The organism is Nocardia sp. NPDC058244 (genome assembly GCF_042882065.1).
Lineage (GTDB): Bacteria > Actinomycetota > Actinomycetes > Mycobacteriales > Mycobacteriaceae > Nocardia.
Map to the genome: position 1 here is coordinate 474,012 of NZ_JBHVWX010000007.1, position 17,883 is coordinate 491,894.

General features: G+C 69.8%; 16 protein-coding genes. 5 read left to right on the top strand and 11 right to left on the bottom strand.

Features of this window, described 5'->3' with window-relative positions; translation table 11 throughout:
* Positions 1 to 61: 61 nt before the first annotated feature.
* The 3 genes from ACFVW6_RS24325 to pdhA are packed head-to-tail and all read right to left on the bottom strand — an operon-like array spanning position 62 to position 3,462.
* Positions 62 to 1,393: a dihydrolipoamide acetyltransferase family protein gene (locus ACFVW6_RS24325; RefSeq protein WP_378830040.1), complete on the bottom strand. Its 1,332-nt coding sequence runs from the start codon at positions 1,391 to 1,393 to the stop codon at positions 62 to 64.
* A 15-nt stretch (positions 1,394 to 1,408) separates the two neighbouring features.
* Positions 1,409 to 2,383, bottom strand: a complete 975-nt coding sequence (locus ACFVW6_RS24330) for an alpha-ketoacid dehydrogenase subunit beta (protein ID WP_355283463.1) — start codon at positions 2,381 to 2,383, stop codon at positions 1,409 to 1,411.
* Complete coding sequence (pdhA, locus tag ACFVW6_RS24335; RefSeq protein WP_378830041.1) at positions 2,380 to 3,462, bottom strand: pyruvate dehydrogenase (acetyl-transferring) E1 component subunit alpha; 1,083 nt, start codon at positions 3,460 to 3,462, stop codon at positions 2,380 to 2,382. The genes ACFVW6_RS24330 and pdhA overlap by 4 nt, the downstream gene beginning before the upstream one ends.
* Positions 3,463 to 3,632: 170 nt before the next feature.
* Between pdhA and ACFVW6_RS24340 the strand changes: the two genes are divergently transcribed.
* The gene (locus ACFVW6_RS24340) at positions 3,633 to 4,127 is read left to right on the top strand and encodes an Lrp/AsnC family transcriptional regulator (RefSeq protein WP_357349531.1); all 495 of its coding nucleotides are present in this window, start codon (positions 3,633 to 3,635) and stop codon (positions 4,125 to 4,127) included.
* Between the two features lie 35 nt (positions 4,128 to 4,162).
* Here the strand turns inward: ACFVW6_RS24340 and ACFVW6_RS24345 are convergent, their stop codons facing one another.
* The 3 genes from ACFVW6_RS24345 to ACFVW6_RS24355 all read right to left on the bottom strand — a co-directional run bounded on the left by ACFVW6_RS24345 (position 4,163) and on the right by ACFVW6_RS24355 (position 6,089).
* Positions 4,163 to 4,474 (bottom strand): helix-turn-helix transcriptional regulator, encoded by a 312-nt coding sequence (locus ACFVW6_RS24345; protein WP_355283472.1) that lies wholly within the window; start codon positions 4,472 to 4,474, stop codon positions 4,163 to 4,165.
* Positions 4,474 to 4,815: a type II toxin-antitoxin system RelE/ParE family toxin gene (locus ACFVW6_RS24350; protein WP_355283475.1), complete on the bottom strand. Its 342-nt coding sequence runs from the start codon at positions 4,813 to 4,815 to the stop codon at positions 4,474 to 4,476. Before ACFVW6_RS24350 ends, ACFVW6_RS24345 begins: the two co-directional genes overlap by 1 nt.
* 68 nt (positions 4,816 to 4,883) lie before the next feature.
* The gene (locus ACFVW6_RS24355; RefSeq protein WP_378830043.1) at positions 4,884 to 6,089 is read right to left on the bottom strand and encodes a benzoate/H(+) symporter BenE family transporter; all 1,206 of its coding nucleotides are present in this window, start codon (positions 6,087 to 6,089) and stop codon (positions 4,884 to 4,886) included.
* A 217-nt stretch (positions 6,090 to 6,306) separates the two neighbouring features.
* Between ACFVW6_RS24355 and ACFVW6_RS24360 the strand changes: the two genes are divergently transcribed.
* Positions 6,307 to 7,125: a sulfurtransferase gene (locus tag ACFVW6_RS24360; RefSeq protein ID WP_378830044.1), complete on the top strand. Its 819-nt coding sequence runs from the start codon at positions 6,307 to 6,309 to the stop codon at positions 7,123 to 7,125.
* A gap of 146 nt (positions 7,126 to 7,271) precedes the next feature.
* Here the strand turns inward: ACFVW6_RS24360 and ACFVW6_RS24365 are convergent, their stop codons facing one another.
* Complete coding sequence (locus tag ACFVW6_RS24365) at positions 7,272 to 7,958, bottom strand: HNH endonuclease family protein (RefSeq protein WP_378830045.1); 687 nt, start codon at positions 7,956 to 7,958, stop codon at positions 7,272 to 7,274.
* Positions 7,959 to 8,127: 169 nt separating this feature from the next.
* Between ACFVW6_RS24365 and ACFVW6_RS24370 the strand changes: the two genes are divergently transcribed.
* Positions 8,128 to 8,505 (top strand): hypothetical protein, encoded by a 378-nt coding sequence (locus tag ACFVW6_RS24370; RefSeq protein WP_378830047.1) that lies wholly within the window; start codon positions 8,128 to 8,130, stop codon positions 8,503 to 8,505.
* Positions 8,506 to 8,802: 297 nt separating this feature from the next.
* Here ACFVW6_RS24370 and ACFVW6_RS24375 read toward each other — a convergent pair whose 3' ends face one another.
* Positions 8,803 to 9,165 carry a hypothetical protein gene (locus ACFVW6_RS24375; RefSeq protein ID WP_355283490.1) on the bottom strand — a complete coding sequence of 121 codons (363 nt, stop codon included), beginning with the start codon at positions 9,163 to 9,165 and terminating at the stop codon, positions 8,803 to 8,805.
* 201 nt (positions 9,166 to 9,366) lie between these two features.
* On the opposite strand from ACFVW6_RS24375, the gene ACFVW6_RS24380 reads away from it, so the two are divergent.
* Positions 9,367 to 12,180, top strand: coding sequence for a DEAD/DEAH box helicase (locus ACFVW6_RS24380; RefSeq protein WP_378830048.1), 2,814 nt, complete (start codon positions 9,367 to 9,369; stop codon positions 12,178 to 12,180).
* Entirely contained in the window at positions 12,180 to 12,929 is a 750-nt protein-coding gene (locus ACFVW6_RS24385; RefSeq protein WP_378830050.1) for an SWIM zinc finger family protein, read from the top strand. The genes ACFVW6_RS24380 and ACFVW6_RS24385 overlap by 1 nt, the downstream gene beginning before the upstream one ends.
* Before the next feature lies 1 nt (position 12,930).
* Here ACFVW6_RS24385 and ACFVW6_RS24390 read toward each other — a convergent pair whose 3' ends face one another.
* The 3 genes from ACFVW6_RS24390 to icmF form a co-directional block, all read right to left on the bottom strand.
* On the bottom strand, positions 12,931 to 13,338 hold the full coding sequence (locus tag ACFVW6_RS24390) for a DUF3224 domain-containing protein (RefSeq protein WP_378830051.1): 408 nt from the start codon (positions 13,336 to 13,338) through the stop codon (positions 12,931 to 12,933).
* Between the two features lie 34 nt (positions 13,339 to 13,372).
* The gene (locus tag ACFVW6_RS24395) at positions 13,373 to 14,461 is read right to left on the bottom strand and encodes an amidohydrolase family protein (RefSeq protein ID WP_378830052.1); all 1,089 of its coding nucleotides are present in this window, start codon (positions 14,459 to 14,461) and stop codon (positions 13,373 to 13,375) included.
* An 80-nt stretch (positions 14,462 to 14,541) separates the two neighbouring features.
* The gene (gene icmF, locus ACFVW6_RS24400; RefSeq protein WP_378830053.1) at positions 14,542 to 17,763 is read right to left on the bottom strand and encodes a fused isobutyryl-CoA mutase/GTPase IcmF; all 3,222 of its coding nucleotides are present in this window, start codon (positions 17,761 to 17,763) and stop codon (positions 14,542 to 14,544) included.
* Positions 17,764 to 17,883: the final 120 nt, after the last annotated feature.

Sequence of the window (17,883 nt, forward strand, 5' to 3'; positions counted from 1 at the left end):
CCGCCATTTTTACCGCCGATCGGCGTCGTGTTTCGGCGGTGTGACGGGTCGGGTATATCGCTCAGACGCGGCTGAGCAGCGTCAACGGGTCCTCGAGGAAGCCGGCGGTGGTCGCGAGGAAGCGGGCGCCGAGCTCGCCGTCGACCATCCGGTGATCGAAGCTCAGGCCCAGCGTGGTGACCCAGCGCACGGCCAGTTCGTCGCGGAACACCCACGGCCGCTTGCGGATCGAACCGAGGCACAGGATCGCGGCCTCGCCCGGATTCACCAGCGGCACGCCGCTGTCGACACCGAACACCCCGACATTGGTGATGGTGAAGGTGCCGCCGCGCAGATCGGCGGGCGTGGCATTGCCCGACCTGGCGGTCTCGGCCGACCAGCCGATCTCCCGGCACAGCTCGCGCAGGCTCAGCGACTGCGCCTCCTTGAGATTGGGCACCAGCAGGCCGCGCTCGGCCGCCACCGCGATGCCCAGGTTCACGTAGTGCTTGGTGACGATCTCCTGGTTCTGCTCGTCCCAGGCGGCGTTGATCCCCGGGTACTCCGCGATCGCCGCCAGCACCGCCTTGGCCACCAGGGCCAGCGGGGTGAGGGTGAGGCCCTCGAAGGATTTGGTCGTGCGCAGGTGGTCGAGCAGTTCCATCGAGGCGGTGCAGTCGACGGTGACGAAGGTGCTGGCCTGCGGGATGGTGCGGGAACTGGCCTGCATCGCGGCGGCGGTGCGCTTGCGGACGCCGGTGATCGGGGTGCGCTCCTCGCGCGCGGTCGGCGCGATCAGCCCGCCGTCGGCGTCACCGGCATGCCCGTCGAGCGGCGCCGGCGTTGCCGCGACGACGCGCGCGGGGGTGCGCGGCGCCGTCACCGGAACGGCCGAGCGCACGTCCTCCACGGTGACCGCGCCCTCCGGCCCCGAGCCGGCGACGAACCACAGATCGATGCCGAGTTCCTTGGCCAGCTTGCGGGCCGCGGGCGTGGCCGCCGCGCGATGGGTACTCGGCGTGCTCGCCGCCATCGCCGCCGCCGGGGTGGCGGCGCGTCTGCGCGAGGTGGCTTCGGCCTCGGGGCCGTAGCCGACCAGGACGTCGTTGCGGGTGACCTGCTCCGCCGTCGGCGGCGCGGCGACCTCGAGATCGTTGCGCACCCGGATCAGCGGCGCGCCGACCGGCACGGTGTCGCCCGGCCGCGCCAGCAGCTCCACCACCACCCCGGAGAACGGCGACGGCAGCGCGACGACCGCCTTGGCCGTCTCCACCTCCGCGATGGTCTGATTCAGTTCCACCGTGTCGCCGACGGCGACGGCCCATGACACCAGGTCACCGTCGGCGAGACCCTCGCCCAGGTCGGGGAGGCGGAATTCGAGAACATGACCGTCGTCGGCGGCTTGTTCGGGCACTCCAGGCACCTTTCATCACGCGGCTAGACAGCGATCGACCGCCGCCAGAATGCGGTCGGGGTCGGGCAGGTGGTGCTTTTCGAGCTTAGCCGGGGGGTAGGGGATGTCGTAGCCTCCGACGCGCAGCACCGGCGCCTCGAGGTGATAGAAGCAGCGCTCGGTGATCCTGGCCGCGATCTCGGCGCCGAGCCCGGCGAAGACCGGCGCCTCGTGCACGATGACCAGCCTGCCGGTCTTGTCGACCGATTCGGCGATCGTGTCGACGTCGATCGGCGAGAGGCTGCGCAGATCGATCACCTCCAGCGAATGTCCTTCCTCGGCCGCGATCCTGGCCGCCGTCAGCGCGGTGGCGACGGTGCCGCCGTAGGCGACGACGGTCGCGTCCGCGCCCCGCGTGCACACCCTGGCCCGGTGCAGCGGCAGATCCGGTTCGCCGTCGAAATCTACGTCGGATTTGTCCCAATAGCGACGCTTCGGTTCGAAGAACACCACCGGATCGTCCAGCGCGATGGCCTGGCGGATCATCGAATAGGCGTCGGCCGGGGTGCTCGGCGAGACCACCCGCAGACCGGCCGTGTGCGCGAAATACACCTCCGGCGATTCCGAATGATGCTCCACCGCGCCGATGCCGCCGCCGAAGGGAATGCGAATCGTCAACGGTGCCTTCACCTTGCCGCCGGTGCGGTAGTGGATCTTGGCGACCTGGGAGACGATCTGGTCGAAGGCGGGATAGACGAAACCGTCGAACTGGATCTCCACCACCGGCCGGTAGCCGCGCAGCGCCATGCCGAAAGCCGTTCCGACGATGCCGGATTCGGCCAGCGGGGTATCGATGACGCGGTTGTCGCCGAAGTCCTTCTGCAAGGTGTCGGTCACCCGGAACACGCCGCCGAGCCTGCCGATGTCCTCGCCGAGCAGCACCACCTTGGCGTCGTCCTCCATGGCGCGGCGCAGGCCGGTGTTCAGGGCGGCGGCGAAGGTGGTGATCATGACTGCGCTCCTTCGGCGAGGTAGGCCGAGAACTGCTGTGCCTCTTCGGTGATCAGGGGGTGCTCGGTCGCGTAGACGTTGTCGAACATGCGCGCCGGGTCGGGGTCGGGCATCGCCAGCGTCGCGGTGCGCACGCGGCGGGCGACGTCGTCGGCGGTGTCGGCGACCCGACGGGTGAACTCCGGGTCGAGGTGGCCCTCGCGGTCGAGCAGCAGGCGGATGCGCTCGATCGGGTCGCGGTGTTCCCAGTACTCGGTGTCGGCGGCGGTGCGGTAGCGCGACGGGTCGTCGGCGGTGGTGTGCGGGCCCATCCGGTAGGTCATCGCCTCGACGAAGGTCGGGCCGCCGCCGGTGCGGGCCCGCTCCACCGCCTGGCGGGTGACGGCCAGCACCGCCAGCACGTCGTTGCCGTCGACCTGCACGCCCGGGATGCCGTAGCCGTCGGCCCGGCGCACCAGCGGCACGTGGCTCTGCACCGCGACCGGTTCGCTGATCGCCCACTGGTTGTTCTGGCAGAAGAAGACCACCGGCGCGCTCCAGGTGGCGGCGAAGCCGAGCGCTTCGGCGATGTCGCCCTGGCTGGTCGCGCCGTCGCCGAAATAGGTGATGGTGGCGATGTCGGCGCCGTCGAGATGGGCGGCGTAGGCGTAGCCGGTGGCGTGCAGCCCCTGCGAGCCGACGACGATGTTGGCGTTGGTCATGTTGACCGCGTCGGGGTCCCAGCAGTGGTGGGCGGTGCCGCGCCACAGGGTGGTCAGCTGCTCGGGCGGGACGCCGCGGACGTAGGCCACCGCGGTCTCGCGGTAGGAGCAGAATACGTAGTCGTCGGGGTGCAGGGCGTGCGCCGAGCCCACCTGGGCGGCCTCCTGGCCGAGCAGCGGTGGCCACAGGCCGAGCTGTCCCTGCCGTTGCAGGGCGGTGGCCTCGACGTCGATCCGGCGGGTCACGACCAGGTCCTGATAGAGCTGTCGCAACCGCTCGGCATCGATGTCGGCGACCAGTGCGGCGTGTTCGCGATCGAACACCCGTCTGCCGTCCGGCTGTACCAACTGGACCGGGTAGGTCTGTTTCTCCGACATCGAGATCGCCTCCTCACCATCGCGCCTTGTGGGCCGATGCAAGTACGACAATCGCTGAGTGCGATATGTATCACTCAGCATCCACGATAAAGCCGACTGCGCAAGCGACCGACACGGCAGTGCGCAGAATGCACGGTCTGGACCCGTCGCGCGCTGTCATACTGCGTTGTATGACCAGTCGCGAACCCGACGCTGTGACTCTCGACGCCACCGACGCCCGGCTGCTGCGCGAGCTGGTCGCCAATCCCCGGGCTACCGGCGTCGAACTGGCCGCCCGCCTCGGCCTGTCCCGCAACACCGTCCAGGCGCGGCTGGCCCGCTGGGACAGCGGCGGTGTCCTCGGCAGCTTCGAACGCCGCGTCGAACCCCGCGCCCTCGGCTATCCGTTGGCGGCCTTCGTCGCGGTGGTCGTCGACCAGCACCAGCTCGACGCCGTCGTCGACGAATTGGCCGACGTCCCCGAGGTCACCGAGGTCTGCGGCATGACCGGCTCCACCGACCTCACCGTCCGCATCGTCGCCCGCGACGCCGACGACCTCTACCGCATCGCGGGCCAGATCCTCAAGATCCCCGGCGTGGAACGCACCAACATGGCCCTCGTCATGCGCGAACTCGTCGGCCCCCGCACCATCCCCCTCCTCGACCGCCTAGCCGGCCCGAACTGATCCTGAACAGCGTCGACTCGATCGCCCGACGGCGGTCAGGCGATCGTGTAGGCCTCGTCGCCGAATCGCGCGACGACCTGGATTTCGCCACCGAGGGCCTCGACATACTTGCGAATCGTCTCGATCCGTGACCGCTCGATCTCGCCGTGCTCGATCTTCGACACGGTGCGTTGCCCGATTCCGATCTTGTTGCCCAGCTCGGTCTGATTGAGCTGCTGCGCTTCTCGAAGTTCGGCGAGCCGGTAGGCCCGCTCGACGGAACGCATCTTCTTCCGCGTGGCGGCGACTCGCGCCTGGTCGTATCCACCGCGCGGATGGCGCGAGTCGCTGGTGTCGAATAGCTCCATCAGCCCAGTCTTCCTATGTGCTCGTCGAATATGCGGTCGGCGATCGGGATGTTGTCTCGATACCACTGCTGCCACTGGTTCGTCTTGTCACCGGCGATCAAGAGAATTGCCGATCGTTTCGGGTCGAACGCGAAAATGATCCTGGCGTTCGAGCCGGGGATGCGTAGCTCCTTCATATTCGAATGCCTCGATGTACGCAGGGAGTCGACCCACGGGCGTCCGAGTGCGGGTCCCCTTGCCTCCAGTTCCTGACGCGCTGCTTCGTAGTGGTCGAACATGACATCGTCCAAGCTGTCGACCCAGTTCAGGACCTGCTTGGTGAGGTAGATGCGCCAACCCACTGCGTCGAGAATACCCCCTCTGGGGTCTAGATGCTATAGGTGGTATTGGCGCGGTTCGGTCGAGTCGGCTAGGCGTTTCGGGGGAGGAAGCGGCGGATGAGGAGGCCGGCTAGGAGGGCCCAGAAGGCGCCGCCGATGCCGAAGAGGGTGGTGCCGGAGGCGGCTACCAGGAAGGTGACCAGGCCGGGCATGCGGTGGTCGGGGTCGGACAGGGCGCCGGTGAGGGCGGCGGCGAGGGTGGCCAGCAGGGCCAGGCCCGCGACGGTTTCCAGGGTGCCCGCCGGGGCCGCGGCGATCAGGGTGACCAGGGCGGCCGAGGCGAGGCCGAGGATCAGGTAGGACCCGCCCGCGGTGGCGGCGGCGATCCAGCGGCGTTTCGGGTCGGGGCTCGCGCTGGGGGCGGCCGACAGGGCGGCGCTGATGGCGGCGAGGTTGATCGCGTGGCCGCCCGCCGCGGCGCCGGCGATGGTGCCGATCCCGGTGACGAGCATCGACGCGCGCCACGGCACCTGGTAGTCGAACGAGCGCATCACCGCGACACCGGGAATGTTCTGCGAGGCCATCGTGACGATGTAGAGCGGCACCGCGATGCCGACGATCGCCTGCCAATGCCAGTGCGGCGCCGTCCATTCCAGCGTCGGCACCATGGCGGCGAGGTCGAGGTGACGGTCGCGGACCGCGATGTCGATCCCGGTGCCGACCGCCGCGGTGACGAAGGCGACCAGCACCGCCCACTTCGGCGCGTACCGCTGCAGCACCAGCCACACCAGGATGACCGGGACCACCACCGCGGGGGAGGTGCGCAACGCCTGCACCGGCGCAAGGCACAGCGGGACGAGCACACCGGCGAGCATCGCCTGCGCGATCGGCACCGGGATCGCCGCCACCAGCGACCCGAGCCGCTGCCACAACCCGGTGATGACGACGAGCACGCCGGTCACCGCGAACGCCGCCACCGCGCCGGGCCAGCCGCCCGCCACCAGCCCGGTGCTCGCCAGCAGTGCCGCACCCGGTGTCGACCAGGCCAGCGTGATCGGGATCCGGTACCGGAAACTGAGCAGCAGGATGCCGATGCCCTGCGTGAAACACAGGATCATCAGCCCGGATGCCGCCTGCGCCGGACTCGCACCGACCGCCCGCAGGCCACTGAGCACCACCGCGAACGAACTGGTGAACCCGACCAGTGCGGTGATCGCGCCCGCGCCGAGCGGCTGCGCGATGCCCGCCCTCGGCTCGGTGACCTCATCGGGCGACGTGGTGGTGACCTGCGACATTGTGCCGATATTGCCCGTCCGACCGGCCGCTGTCGCCTGCCAGTACCGGGAAAGTGGCCTGATCGGGGCGAGACCGAGCCGGTCCAGTTCGTGCCCCGCGCGCTCGATCCCGGCGTCGGGCCGAGGTCACGGGCAGGTTCGGCACCGGTGAACCGCCACACTGCGTAGGGTGGCGACTGCGGGGGCTTCAGCGGGTACGACGTGGTGAGGAGTGGCAGTGGGCGCGGTATTGATCTCCCCGGAAGAACTCCGGGAAGAACTGGCGGACAAGAAGATCCACCTGCTCGATGTGCGGTGGGCGCTCGGTGATCCGAACGGCCCGCAGCACTATCTCGACGGGCACATCCCGGGCGCGGTCTTCGTCGACCTGGAGACCGAGCTCGCCGCCGCGCCCGCACCCGCGCGCGGCCGCCATCCGCTCCCCGATCCGGGCACCTTCGAGAAGTGCGCGCGCAGTTGGGGACTGGGCGAGGGCGAACCGGTGGTGGTCTACGACGCGACCGGCGGGATGGCCGCGGCCAGGGCCTGGTGGCTGTTGCGCTGGGCCGGTGTCGCGGACGTCCGCATCCTGGACGGCGGCCTGCCCGCCTGGACCGCCGCGGACGGCGCGCTCGCCACCGGCGCGGAGCCGGACCCCGAGGCCGGTGACCTGGTGGTCCGCCCCGGCGGCCTGCCGGTGATCGACGCCGACGCCGCGGCGGGCTGGTCCGGCGTGCTCCTGGACGCCCGCGCGGGCGAACGCTATCGCGGCGAGGTGGAGCCGGTCGACCCGCAGGCCGGGCACATCCCCGGCGCGGTGAGCGCCCCGACCGCCGAGAACCTGGACGCCACCGGACGTTTCCACACCGCCGACGCCCTGCGCGCCCGCTTCGCTGCCTTCGGCGAGGGCCCGGTCGCGGTGTACTGCGGCTCCGGCGTCACCGCCGCCCACCAGATCGCGGCCCTCGCCGTCGCGGGCATCCCGGCCACGCTGTACCCGGGCTCCTGGTCGCAGTGGTCCAACGACCCGAAGCGGCCGGTCGCGACGGGCGCCTGAGCCGGCGCTGACCCGGTACGCAGCGCTGACCCGGTACGCAGTGCTGACCCGGCGCGGCGGTCCAACCGGGCGTCGCGGTCGGGCTCGGTGACGGCGTGCCTACTCGGCACAGCGGATGCCGACTCGTCCGGCGCCGACCACTCGGCCTAAGGGCACCCACGGGCGATGTCGTGGAGGGCGGCGTTGTCGGCGGCGGTGATCGGGAGGTCGTAGTCGACGGCGACGGTGAGGTATTTGGCGGCGTAGAAGCAGTGGTTGGCGCGGGCCGGGGGCAGCCAGTCGGCCGGGGTGTCGTCACCCTTGGACTGGTTGGTGGCGGCGCCGGTGGCCAGCAGATTCACCGACAGATCGTTGGCGAAGCGCAGACGCCGGGCGGGCGGCCAGGCGGCGGCGCCCATGTCCCAGGCGGCGGCCAAGGGGTAGACGTGGTCGATCTGGACGCGCCCGCCGTCGGACTTGCGGAAGGTGATGTCGGTGCCGGTATAGGGATCGCTGAGGACGCCCTCGACGACGACACAGCGACCACGCAGCACCACCTCGCGCAACTGAGCGGCGAGGACGTTGTTGCGCGTATCGCAGCCGTCGTGGCCGCCGGGAGCCTCGGTGTCGTCGGACCAGGCCGCGCCGAAAACACACGCCTGACCCGCCTTGCAGCCACGTTCGTAGCCACCGGGCCGCGGGCGGGCCGCGATCACCCGCACCTGATCGAGCAGGGCTGTCACCTCGGCACGCGTCGGACTGCCGGGTGCCGGGGTGACCGGTTCATCCGGGGTGAGAACGCCACAACCCGCGACCGCGAGCACCATCACCAGCAGCCACGCTCGAGTCCGCATACTTGCAGGTTGTAGCCGGAGGCACCGACAACAAACCCGCGCGGGGTCTGGTCCGGGCGGTGCCGCCCGTCGGCTCGTCCGGTAACGGCGTTCTCCTGAGGCGATGTCGTAGATGTAGTTGTAGTGTTGAAATATATTGTGGCCGAGCTGGATTCGTTGGTTACCGGGATTGGTTCTGCCGATCCAGAAGCTGCAAACCACACGGTCCGGCGACCATCAGAAGGGCACCAGCGCCCTCGGCACGCTGGGTTCGGGTCTGGGGACCGCGGCCACTCTGACCCGGCTACTCCGGGCAGGTCAGTCGGGCGCGAACCCGTTGACCTCGAAAGAAATCACGACTGCGGCGACCGCGGCAGCGCCGAGGCCGAACGTCACCGTGGATGCCAGTGCGAAAACCCGGGCGCGCCGCCACCAGGACAATGCCAGTCCGGCAGGAATCGCAACGAGTACCGGTGCCAGCCACGTCACCCAGGTCGAGGCAAGGCTGTACCGGCCGAGCGACTTCGGTGATCGTCCGGCTCGACTACCGGAAAATTTGGATGAATAGAAGTGTCGTGACTCTTGATCGGCGGCGCTTGTCCATTCTCGCCTCCTTGAATTTCCCCGTACATTACATTCCCCCGCTCGCAGGTATTCGATATTCCTGCGCGGTCCGATGTTGGTCGGGCAACTCGGACTCTTGCGGTCCGTCACCTCGGCACGCGTCGGACTGCCGGGTGCCGGGGTGACCGGTTCATCCGGGGTGAGAACGCCACAGCCCGCGACCGCGAGCACCAGCAGCCAGGCCCGAGTCCGCGTACCTGCGGGTTGTAGCCGGAGGTACCGACAACAACCCGTGCGGGGTCTAGAGCCAGGCGCGGGCGAGGATGTCGTCGGCGGCCACTTCGCTGGAATTCGGTGGGAACCGCGTCGCCGCGATCGAGGACACGTGCGTGCCGTCGTGGCCGACCAGCCAGGACCCGCCACGGTCCTCGCATTCGGCGATCTTGGCGAACACGGTCAACAGGAAGGTGATCGACTCGCGCGGATCGACCGTGTGCGCCAGACGCTGGGATTCGCCGGGTCTGGACAGGTCGAGCCACACACCGGATTGGCCGTCCAGGCGCATGCCGACGATCTTTCCGGTGTCGATGAAAGTGAATTTGCGCCGTTCCCACGGGGTTGTCGGGGTATAGCTCTGCTCGAGAACCTGGAGCAGAATCGTCATCACTGCCCTCCACACGCATTACAGGGGGTTCATCGGCCGAGCCGGAGCGAGCCCGGTTCGCCTGGGTCGTTATGCAGTTGTCGCCGGTGGATGGTCCGGCCCGTGACCAGGGGATATCCAAGTATGTTCCGGGATCGGCGAGAAATCCAGGGGGAGGAGGCGCCGCGCCGGTTGTCGGTGCCGGCTGCTTGGATGGAGCCCATGCTGCACGGTCTGTGGTCCCCCGGGTCGGGCCTGCTGCTGTGGCACGACGGGGCGCCGGTGGCGGTCGGCTCGGTGCTGGGCGACATCCTCGAACGCGCCAGGTTCCGGCATCGCGCCGAGGTGCTCGTCGTCGATGCCGCGGGGCAGTCCGGTACCGCCGAGGTGCGCGCGCACGCGCTCGCGCCGCCGACGGCGGCCGTCGTGCTGCGCAGCAGGCTCGGGCGCGAGCACATCGCCGGTGATCTGCGCTTCCTCGGGCATGTCGCTCGCGGTGTCGAGCGGTGGGTGCGGGCGGGCCGGGTGGTGCCGCAGGTCGAGCGGGCCGACGGCCAGTGGTGGGTGCGCTGGCGGCTGGTCGGCGGGCAGCGGCAGCGGGCGTGGCTGGCCGAGCTGGCCGCCGCGATGCCCGCCGCGTTGCGCGTGGCCGGGTCGCCGTCGGCGGTGCTCGAGGACCTGGTCACCGAGCTCACCGACCCGATCGCGCGCGAATACCTCGCGCATCGCACGCTCACGCACCCGCTGCTGCAGGCTCTGGTCGGTGACACCCCGCTCGAGGCGGGCTCCTACCGGCTGGCGGAGACCCTGGACCAGTGGCGGGCGGGCTACGCCGCCGACGAACCGGAACTGGTCCTGCGCCTGTGCGAACCCGACGGCGAGTTCGGCGCCGTCGACGAATCGGTGGCGCTGTGGCGGTTACAGGTCTGCCTGCGCCCGGTCGACGACGCGCCCAAACCCGTTGTCCTCGATGATGATCCGGTTCTCGTCCGGACCGCGGCGGAGAAACTCGGCCACGCCCGCAAGGCGTATCCACGCCTGCGCGATCTGCCCACCGACCCGCGCGGGCTCGACCTGCTGCTGCCCACCGCGGTCGTCGCCGACCTGGTCGCGCACGGCGCGCACGCCCTGCAGGAAGCCGGCATCCGCCTGCTGCTGCCACGCGCCTGGAACATCGCCGAACCGAGCATGCGGCTGCGGGTGAGCAGTCCGGCCGCCGCCGAGACCACCGTCGGCCTGAGCGGATTGCTGTCCTACCGTTGGGAACTGGCGCTCGGCGACCTGGTGCTCACCAAGGCCGAGATGGAGCGGCTGATCCGCAGCAAGTCCGATCTCGTGCAGCTGCGCGGGGAGTGGGTGCAGGCCGATCACCGGGTGCTCGCCGCGGCCGCACGCTACGTCGCGCTGCACGCCGACGACACGCCGATCACGCTGGCCGACATGATCGGCGAACTCGCCGCCGAACGGGTCGACGATGTGCCGGTCACCGAGGTCACCGCCGTCGGCTGGGCGGCCGAATTGTTCGCCAGGGAAGGCGAACCCGAGCCGGTGCCGGTGCCGGTGGGCCTGAAAGCCGAGCTGCGGCCCTACCAGGAACGCGGCCTGAGCTGGCTGGCCACGATGAGCAGGCTCAGCTGCGGTGCGATCCTGGCCGACGACATGGGCCTGGGCAAGACGGTGCAGGTATTGGCGTTGCTCGCGCACGAACGCGAGACGAGCACGGTCGACGCCGGTCCCGCGGAAGTCGGCCCCACCCTGCTGGTCTGCCCGATGTCGGTGGTCGGCAACTGGCAGCGCGAGGCCCAGCGATTCACCCCCGACCTGCGGGTGCTCGTCCACCACGGACCGGGCAGGCTCACCGACACGGCCTTCGCCGCGGCGGTGGCCGACGCGGACCTGGTGGTGACGACCTACGCCCTGCTGGCCCGCGACGCGACCCTGCTCAGCGAGCAGCGGTGGGAGCGGATCGTGCTCGACGAGGCCCAGCACATCAAGAACGCCGCCACCCGCCAGTCGCGCGCGGCGCGCGCACTGCCCGCGCGACACCGGCTGGCGCTCACCGGAACGCCCGTGGAGAACCGCCTCGAGGAACTGCGCGCGCTGTTCGACTTCGCCATGCCGAAACTGCTCGGCAGCCCGCAGTCGTTCCGGGCCAAGTTCGCCGTGCCGATCGAACGCGAACGCGATCAGCAGGCCGTCGACCGGTTGCGGCTGATCACCGACCCGTTCGTGCTGCGCAGGCTCAAGACCGATCCGGCCGTCATCAGCGATCTGCCGGAGAAGCTGGAGATGACGGTGCGGGCCAACCTCACCGTCGAGCAGGCCGCGCTCTACCAGGCCGTCGTCGACGACATGCTGGCCAAACTGAAGGACGCGAAGGGCATGGCACGCAAGGGCGCGGTGCTCGGCGCGCTGACCCGGCTCAAACAGGTCTGCAATCACCCCGCGCACTTCCTCGGCGACGGCTCGCCGATCCTGCGCCGCGGCAGCCACCGCTCCGGCAAGCTCGCCCTGGTCGAGGACGTGCTCGACGCCGTCGTCGCCGACGGCGAGAAGGCCCTGCTGTTCACCCAGTTCCGCGAGTTCGGCGACCTGGTGCTGCCGTTCCTCACCGAGCGCTTCGGCACCCCCATCCCGTTCCTGCACGGCGGGGTGTCCAAGAAGGGCCGCGACGAGATGGTGACCGGGTTCCAGACCGAGCACGGCCCGCCGCTGATGCTGCTCTCGCTCAAGGCGGGCGGCACCGGGCTCAACCTCACCGCCGCCAATCACGTGATCCACCTGGACCGCTGGTGGAATCCGGCGGTGGAGAACCAGGCCACCGACCGGGCGTTCCGGATCGGCCAGCAGCGCGCGGTGCAGGTCCGCAAACTGGTCTGCGTCGACACCATCGAGGAGCGGATCGACGAGATGATCAGCGGAAAGAAGCAATTGGCCGAGCTCGCCGTCGGCGCGGGCGAGAACTGGATCACCGAACTGAGCACCGACGAACTGCGCGAACTGTTCACCCTCGGCGCCGAGGCGGTGGGCGACTAGTGGCCGATTTCAGTCAGTTCGGGCCGCGCAGGCCGGTCACCGGTGGTGCCGCGGCGCGCGGCGGTTTCGGCCGGACCTGGTGGGGCCGATCCCTGTTGGACGCGGTGGAGCAGGTGGCCGACGCGGGCAGGCTCTCGCGCGGGCGCACCTACGCCAGGGTCGGCCAGGTAGTGAACTACCGGATCGAACGCGGTGCCGTCACCGCCGAGGTGCAGGGCAGCCAGCCCAGCCCGTTCACCTCGGTACTGGCGATGCGGCCGCTGCGCGCGGAGGAGATCGACCTGCTGCTCGCCGAGATCAGGGCGGCGCCCGGCATGCTCGCCGAGATCGCCTCCGGCGCACTGCCACCCGCGCTCGGCCCGCACCTGCTGCCCACCACGGCGTCCGAGCTCGACTTCTCCTGCAGCTGCCCGGACATGGGCTGGCCCTGCAAACACGTCGCCGCGGTCTGCTACCTGCTCGCCGAGCGCCTCGACGAGCAACCCGGCGAGATCCTCACCCTGCGCGGCCTCGACCTCGACACCCTCATCGGCGGCGTCGAGAAGTCCGCCCGCACCGACGAATCCGACGACCCCTACGGCGACGACCTGCACCTTCCCGAACTACCCCGCGTCGAATTCCACGCCGTCATCGAGGATCTCGACCCGATCCCGCTGCGCCGCGCGCTGCGCATGTCCACCGAGGACGAGCAGACCGCGGCGGCCGGCCTGCGCGAACTACGTTCGCTGTACCAGGAATTCGACAGCTGAGTCAGGGCAGCTCGTAGTCGAACCAGATGTGGTGGCCGCCGGTGGCGTCGACGTAGAGGGCGCCGGTGCCCGTGATGCCGGTGAGGTCGCCGGTGCCGCTGGCGGGGACGATGTGGAAGAACTCGTCGGTGCGATCGGTGCCGCCGGTGGTGGCGGAGTGGACGAAGTTGAACGCGCCGGACCTGTCTGCCAGGGCACCCTCGAAGGACTCCATGGCGATGTAGGTGCCCGCGCCGGTGGACATGTCGAACGCCGCGGTGAACAGCGTCGCCGAGGTGCCGGTGATCTCGCCGGCGTAGACCTTCGTCATCAGGGTGACGCCGACCGGCAGCCCGGTGTCGATGGGCGGCTGCGGCCGCAGGTCGGTGGGGTCGAACGCGGTGACTTCGAACGTGCCGGTTGCCTTCATGCGGCGATGCTAAACCGGGCCACCGACACGGCCGTCACTCCGTCGCCGCCGTGTCGATGCGGTAGACCCGGACCGCATTGCCGCCGAAAACCTTCCGCAGGTCCTCGGCGCCCACCCCCGCCTCGGTGAGTACGCCCGCGACGGTCTCGACCGCGCCGGTGAGGCTGGTGATCGGCTTGTCGACCGGGAAGTTCGAGCCCCAGATCAGCCGGTTGGCGCCGAACACCGTCAGCGCGTGCGTGAGCATCGGGCGAATCCGGTCGATCAGGGTGGGCACCGGCGTCGGGACGCCGCGCGGGGGCACCGGGTGCCCGAGGACCGGCATCATCAGGCCACTGATCTTGGTCACCACATTGGGCTGGGCGGCCAGGTCGGTGAGGTCGTCGCGCCAGCGGTCGAACAGCGTGGCGCGCTGGGCGGCGGTGTGCCCGGTGTCCTTGCCGACCGGGCCGAAGATGCCCGCGGGCGTCCCCAGGTGGTCGAGCACGATCGTGACCTCGGGGAATCGCTCGGCCAGCGCGGTCACCTCGGCCAGCTGCCCCGAATACACCCAGGCGTCGAAGGACAGGCCGCGCTCGGCGAGCAGGCCGAAGCCGTTCAGGAAGCCGGGGGAGGTCAGGTGGCCGTCGGTCGGCGCGAACGACTTCACGCCCGGATCGGGGTGGTGGGCGACCATGGACCTGATCCCGCGCAGCAGCGGCGAGGCCGACTGGTGCGCGTCGAGCACCGCGCCGAAGTCCGCGGCGGCGGGATCGGCCGCCCCGATGATCGCGGTCAGGGCCGGGGTGTCGACGCCGAACGGCAGGCTGGCCACCCAGCGGGTCTCGTCGGGCTTCCAGCCGGTCCATTCCACTTCGCAGTGCCCGATGCCGCGGACCGCCGTTGTCCCCAGGTCGTTGCGATAGTCGGCGGGCAGATACGGGCCGGTATAGGCGGTGGGATCGCCGACGAATTCGCGGTCGCGCCGCGGCGCCAGCTTCGCCGCGATATCGATCGGCAGCGGCAGGTAGCGCAGCAGGGTGGCGAGCTTGCTGAATTCGCGCGGCGTCGCTCTCGGATCCCATTGATGGATGTGCGCATCGATGATGTCGAGGTCGGTCAGGTCCATTGCTGTACGTCCCATCGCCGCCGCTGGCTGGTGCTGGCGGCAATTGTCACACGCGCGCGCCAGGTCTGTACGGATTCGTGCTCGCGGCGATCGGTTCAGACGGTCCGTCGATACTGACCACCGACAGCGAAGAAAGCATCGGTGACTTGCTGTAGGGTGCACACCCGCGCGGCGTCCATCAACACCTCGAAGATATTGCCGTCGGTATGGGCGACCTCGGCCAACCTGGCCAGCGCGCGATGGGATCGTTCGGCGTTCTCGTCGACGAATGTATGCAGCCGGTCCAGCTGGGAACGGCGCTCCTGCTCGGTGCCGCGGGCCAGTTCCAGCGGCCCGTGCGCGGCCTCGTCGTCGTGCCCACGGAAGGTGTTCACGCCGACGATCGGCAAGGAGCCGTCGTGTTTGCGCTGTTCGTAGCGCATCGACTCGTCCTGGATGCGACCGCGCTGGTACCCGGTCTCCATCGCGCCGAGCACCCCGCCGCGTTCGCTGATCCGCTCGAATTCCAGCAGCACCGCCTCCTCGACCAGATCGGTGAGCTCGTCGACGACGAAACTGCCCTGGAGCGGATTCTCGTTGACCGCCAGCCCCCATTCCTTGGCGATGATGAGCTGGATGGCCAGCGCGCGCCGCACCGAATCCTCGGTAGGGGTGGTCACCGCCTCGTCGAAGGCATTGGTGTGCAGGCTGTTGCAATTGTCGTAGACCGCGATCAGCGCCTGCAGCGTGGTCCGGATGTCGTTGAACTGCATTTCCTGCGCGTGCAGCGAACGCCCCGAGGTCTGCACGTGATACTTCAGTTTCTGCGCGCGTTCGCCCGCGCCGTACCGGTCGCGCATCGCGACCGCCCAGATCCGCCGGGCGACCCGGCCGATCACGGTGTATTCGGGGTCCATGCCGTTGGAGAAGAAGAACGACAGATTCGGCGCGAAGTCGTCGATCGCCAGCCCGCGCGCGAGGTAGGTCTCCACATAGGTGAAGCCGTTGGCCAGTGTGAAGGCGAGCTGGCTGATCGGGTTCGCCCCGGCCTCGGCGATGTGATATCCGGAGATCGACACCGAATAGAAATTGCGCACATCGTTGCGCACGAACCATTCCTGCACGTCGGTCATCATCCGCAGGCTGAACTCGGTGGAGAACAGGCAGGTGTTCTGCCCCTGGTCCTCCTTGAGGATGTCGGCCTGCACGGTGCCGCGCACGGTCGCGAGCGTGCGCGCCCTGACCTCGGCCGCCTCGTCCGGGGTCGGCGCGCGCCCCTCGGCCTCGGTGAACCGGTCCAGCGCCTGGTCGATCGCGGTGTTGAGGAAGAACGCGAGGATGGTCGGGGCCGGTCCGTTGATGGTCATCGACACCGAGGTGGTCGGCGCGCACAGGTCGAAACCGTCGAACAGCGTGCGCATGTCCTCGATGGTGGCCACCGAGACACCCGAGGTGCCGACCTTGCCGTAGATGTCGGGACGCTCGGCCGGATCGTGGCCGTAGAGGGTGACCGAGTCGAACGCGGTGGACAGCCTGGTCGCCTCGGCGTGCGCGCTGAGCACCTTGAACCGGCGGTTGGTCCGCGCCGGATCGCCCTCCCCGGCGAACATCCTGGCCGGGTCCTCGTTGTCCCGCTTGAACGGGAAGACCCCGGCGGTGAACGGGAATCGGCCCGGCAGGTTCTCCGCGCGCAGGAAGCGCAGCAGTTCGCCGTCGTCGGTGTAGCGCGGCAGGGCGACGCGGGGAATGCTGGAGCCGGACAGGGATTCCCGCCGGAGTGGGGTGCGGATCTCGCGATCGCGGACCCGCACGATCTGCTCCGCACCCGCGTAACTCGCGGTGACGGTGGGCCATTCGGCCAGCAGCGCGGTCGACGCGGGGGAGAGGGTGTCGCGCGCGGCGGTCAGCAGGTCGGCGACGGCGGCGTCGCCGGGCAGTTCCTCGTGTACCAGCCGAAACCGCTGAACACGCTGGGCCGCAGCGACTTCCGCGGCGGTGTCGGCGTGGTAGGAGCGCACGGTCTCGGCGATCTCGGCCAGGTAGCGGACCCGGGACGGGGGCACCAGCTGGGCGAACCGGGTCGAGACCTTGGTGTCTACGCGGGGGAGCGCGCCCTGTTCGAGGGATAGTCCGCGCGCGCCGAGGAGTCCGGTCAGGTGCTGGTAGAGGGCGGTGACGCCGTCGTCGTCGAAGGTGGCCGCGCTGGTGCCGTAGACCGGCATGTCGGCCGGCTGCGCGCCGAATTCGCCACGGTTGCGGATCAATTGGCGCGCGACATCGCGGACCGCGTCCGCCGCGCCACGGCGCTCGTACTTGTTGACCGCGACCACGTCGGCGTAGTCGAGCATGTCGATCTTCTCGAGCTGGGAGGCCGCGCCGAACTCCGGCGTCATCACGTACAGCGCCACGTCGACGTGGTCGACGATGCCCGCGTCGCCCTGGCCGATGCCCGGGGTCTCCAGGATCACCAGGTCGTGGCCCGCGGCGCGGCAGGCCGCGATCATGGTGTCGATGTCGTCGGGCAGTTCGTGATTGCCCCGGGTGGCCAGCGAACGGAAGTACACGTGGTCGCCGTCGAGGGCGTTCATCCGGATGCGGTCGCCGAGCAGCGCGCCGCCCGCCCGGCGCCGGGTCGGGTCCACCGCGAGGACCGCGATGCGCAGCTTGTCCTGCTGATCGGTGCGCAGCCTGCGCACCAATTCGTCGGTGAGTGAGGACTTTCCGGAGCCGCCGGTGCCGGTGATGCCGAGCACCGGTACCCGGCGCTTGTCGGCCGCGGCCAGGATCGCGGTCCGGTCCGCCGCGGGCAGCGCGCCCTGCTGGAGGCAGGTGATGGTGCGCGCCAGGGCGTTCCGGTCGCCGGTGTAGAGGGCGTCGAGATCGGGCGGGGTGGCGGTCAGGTCGACGTCGCACTCCCGGACGAGTTCGTTGATCATGCCGGGCAGGCCGAGGCGCTGGCCGTCCTCGGGGGAGAAGATCCGCACCCCGGCGCGCGCCAGCCGCTCGATCTCCTCGGCGACGATCACGCCGCCGCCACCGCCGAAGATCCGCACCTCGCCAGCGCCCGCTTCACCCAGCGCCGTGGCCAGGTACTCGAAGAATTCGATGTGCCCGCCCTGATACGAGCTGACCGCGACGCCCTGCACGTCCTCCTCGAGCACCGCGTCGACGATCTCGCGCACCGACCGGTTGTGGCCGAGATGGATCACCTCGGCGCCCTGGGCCTGCAGGATGCGCCGCATGATGTTGATCGCGGCGTCGTGCCCGTCGAACAGGGCCGCCGAGGTCACGAATCGCACGGGATGGACCGGCACATGCAGGGCGCTGGACTCGCTCATGACTGCCTCCGCAGCAGATAGTACGACCAATACTAGGACGTCCAACTAATTGTAGTATGAACTGCGTCACTCCGGCGCGAAACGCGGCGGGCCGGTTTCGGCCGGATCGCGCACCCCGGT

Coding starts and splice junctions, on each gene's coding strand:
- ACFVW6_RS24330 (WP_355283463.1), bottom strand. CDS start 2,383: ATGATCACCACCTTCGCCGCCGCCCTGAACACCGGCCTGCGCCGCGCC.
- pdhA (WP_378830041.1), bottom strand. CDS start 3,462: ATGTCGGAGAAACAGACCTACCCGGTCCAGTTGGTACAGCCGGACGGC.
- ACFVW6_RS24340 (WP_357349531.1), top strand. CDS start 3,633: ATGACCAGTCGCGAACCCGACGCTGTGACTCTCGACGCCACCGACGCC.
- ACFVW6_RS24345 (WP_355283472.1), bottom strand. CDS start 4,474: ATGGAGCTATTCGACACCAGCGACTCGCGCCATCCGCGCGGTGGATAC.
- ACFVW6_RS24355 (WP_378830043.1), bottom strand. CDS start 6,089: ATGTCGCAGGTCACCACCACGTCGCCCGATGAGGTCACCGAGCCGAGG.
- ACFVW6_RS24365 (WP_378830045.1), bottom strand. CDS start 7,958: ATGCGGACTCGAGCGTGGCTGCTGGTGATGGTGCTCGCGGTCGCGGGT.
- ACFVW6_RS24375 (WP_355283490.1), bottom strand. CDS start 9,165: ATGACGATTCTGCTCCAGGTTCTCGAGCAGAGCTATACCCCGACAACC.
- ACFVW6_RS24380 (WP_378830048.1), top strand. CDS start 9,367: ATGCTGCACGGTCTGTGGTCCCCCGGGTCGGGCCTGCTGCTGTGGCAC.
- ACFVW6_RS24390 (WP_378830051.1), bottom strand. CDS start 13,338: ATGAAGGCAACCGGCACGTTCGAAGTCACCGCGTTCGACCCCACCGAC.
- ACFVW6_RS24395 (WP_378830052.1), bottom strand. CDS start 14,461: ATGGGACGTACAGCAATGGACCTGACCGACCTCGACATCATCGATGCG.
- icmF (WP_378830053.1), bottom strand. CDS start 17,763: ATGAGCGAGTCCAGCGCCCTGCATGTGCCGGTCCATCCCGTGCGATTC.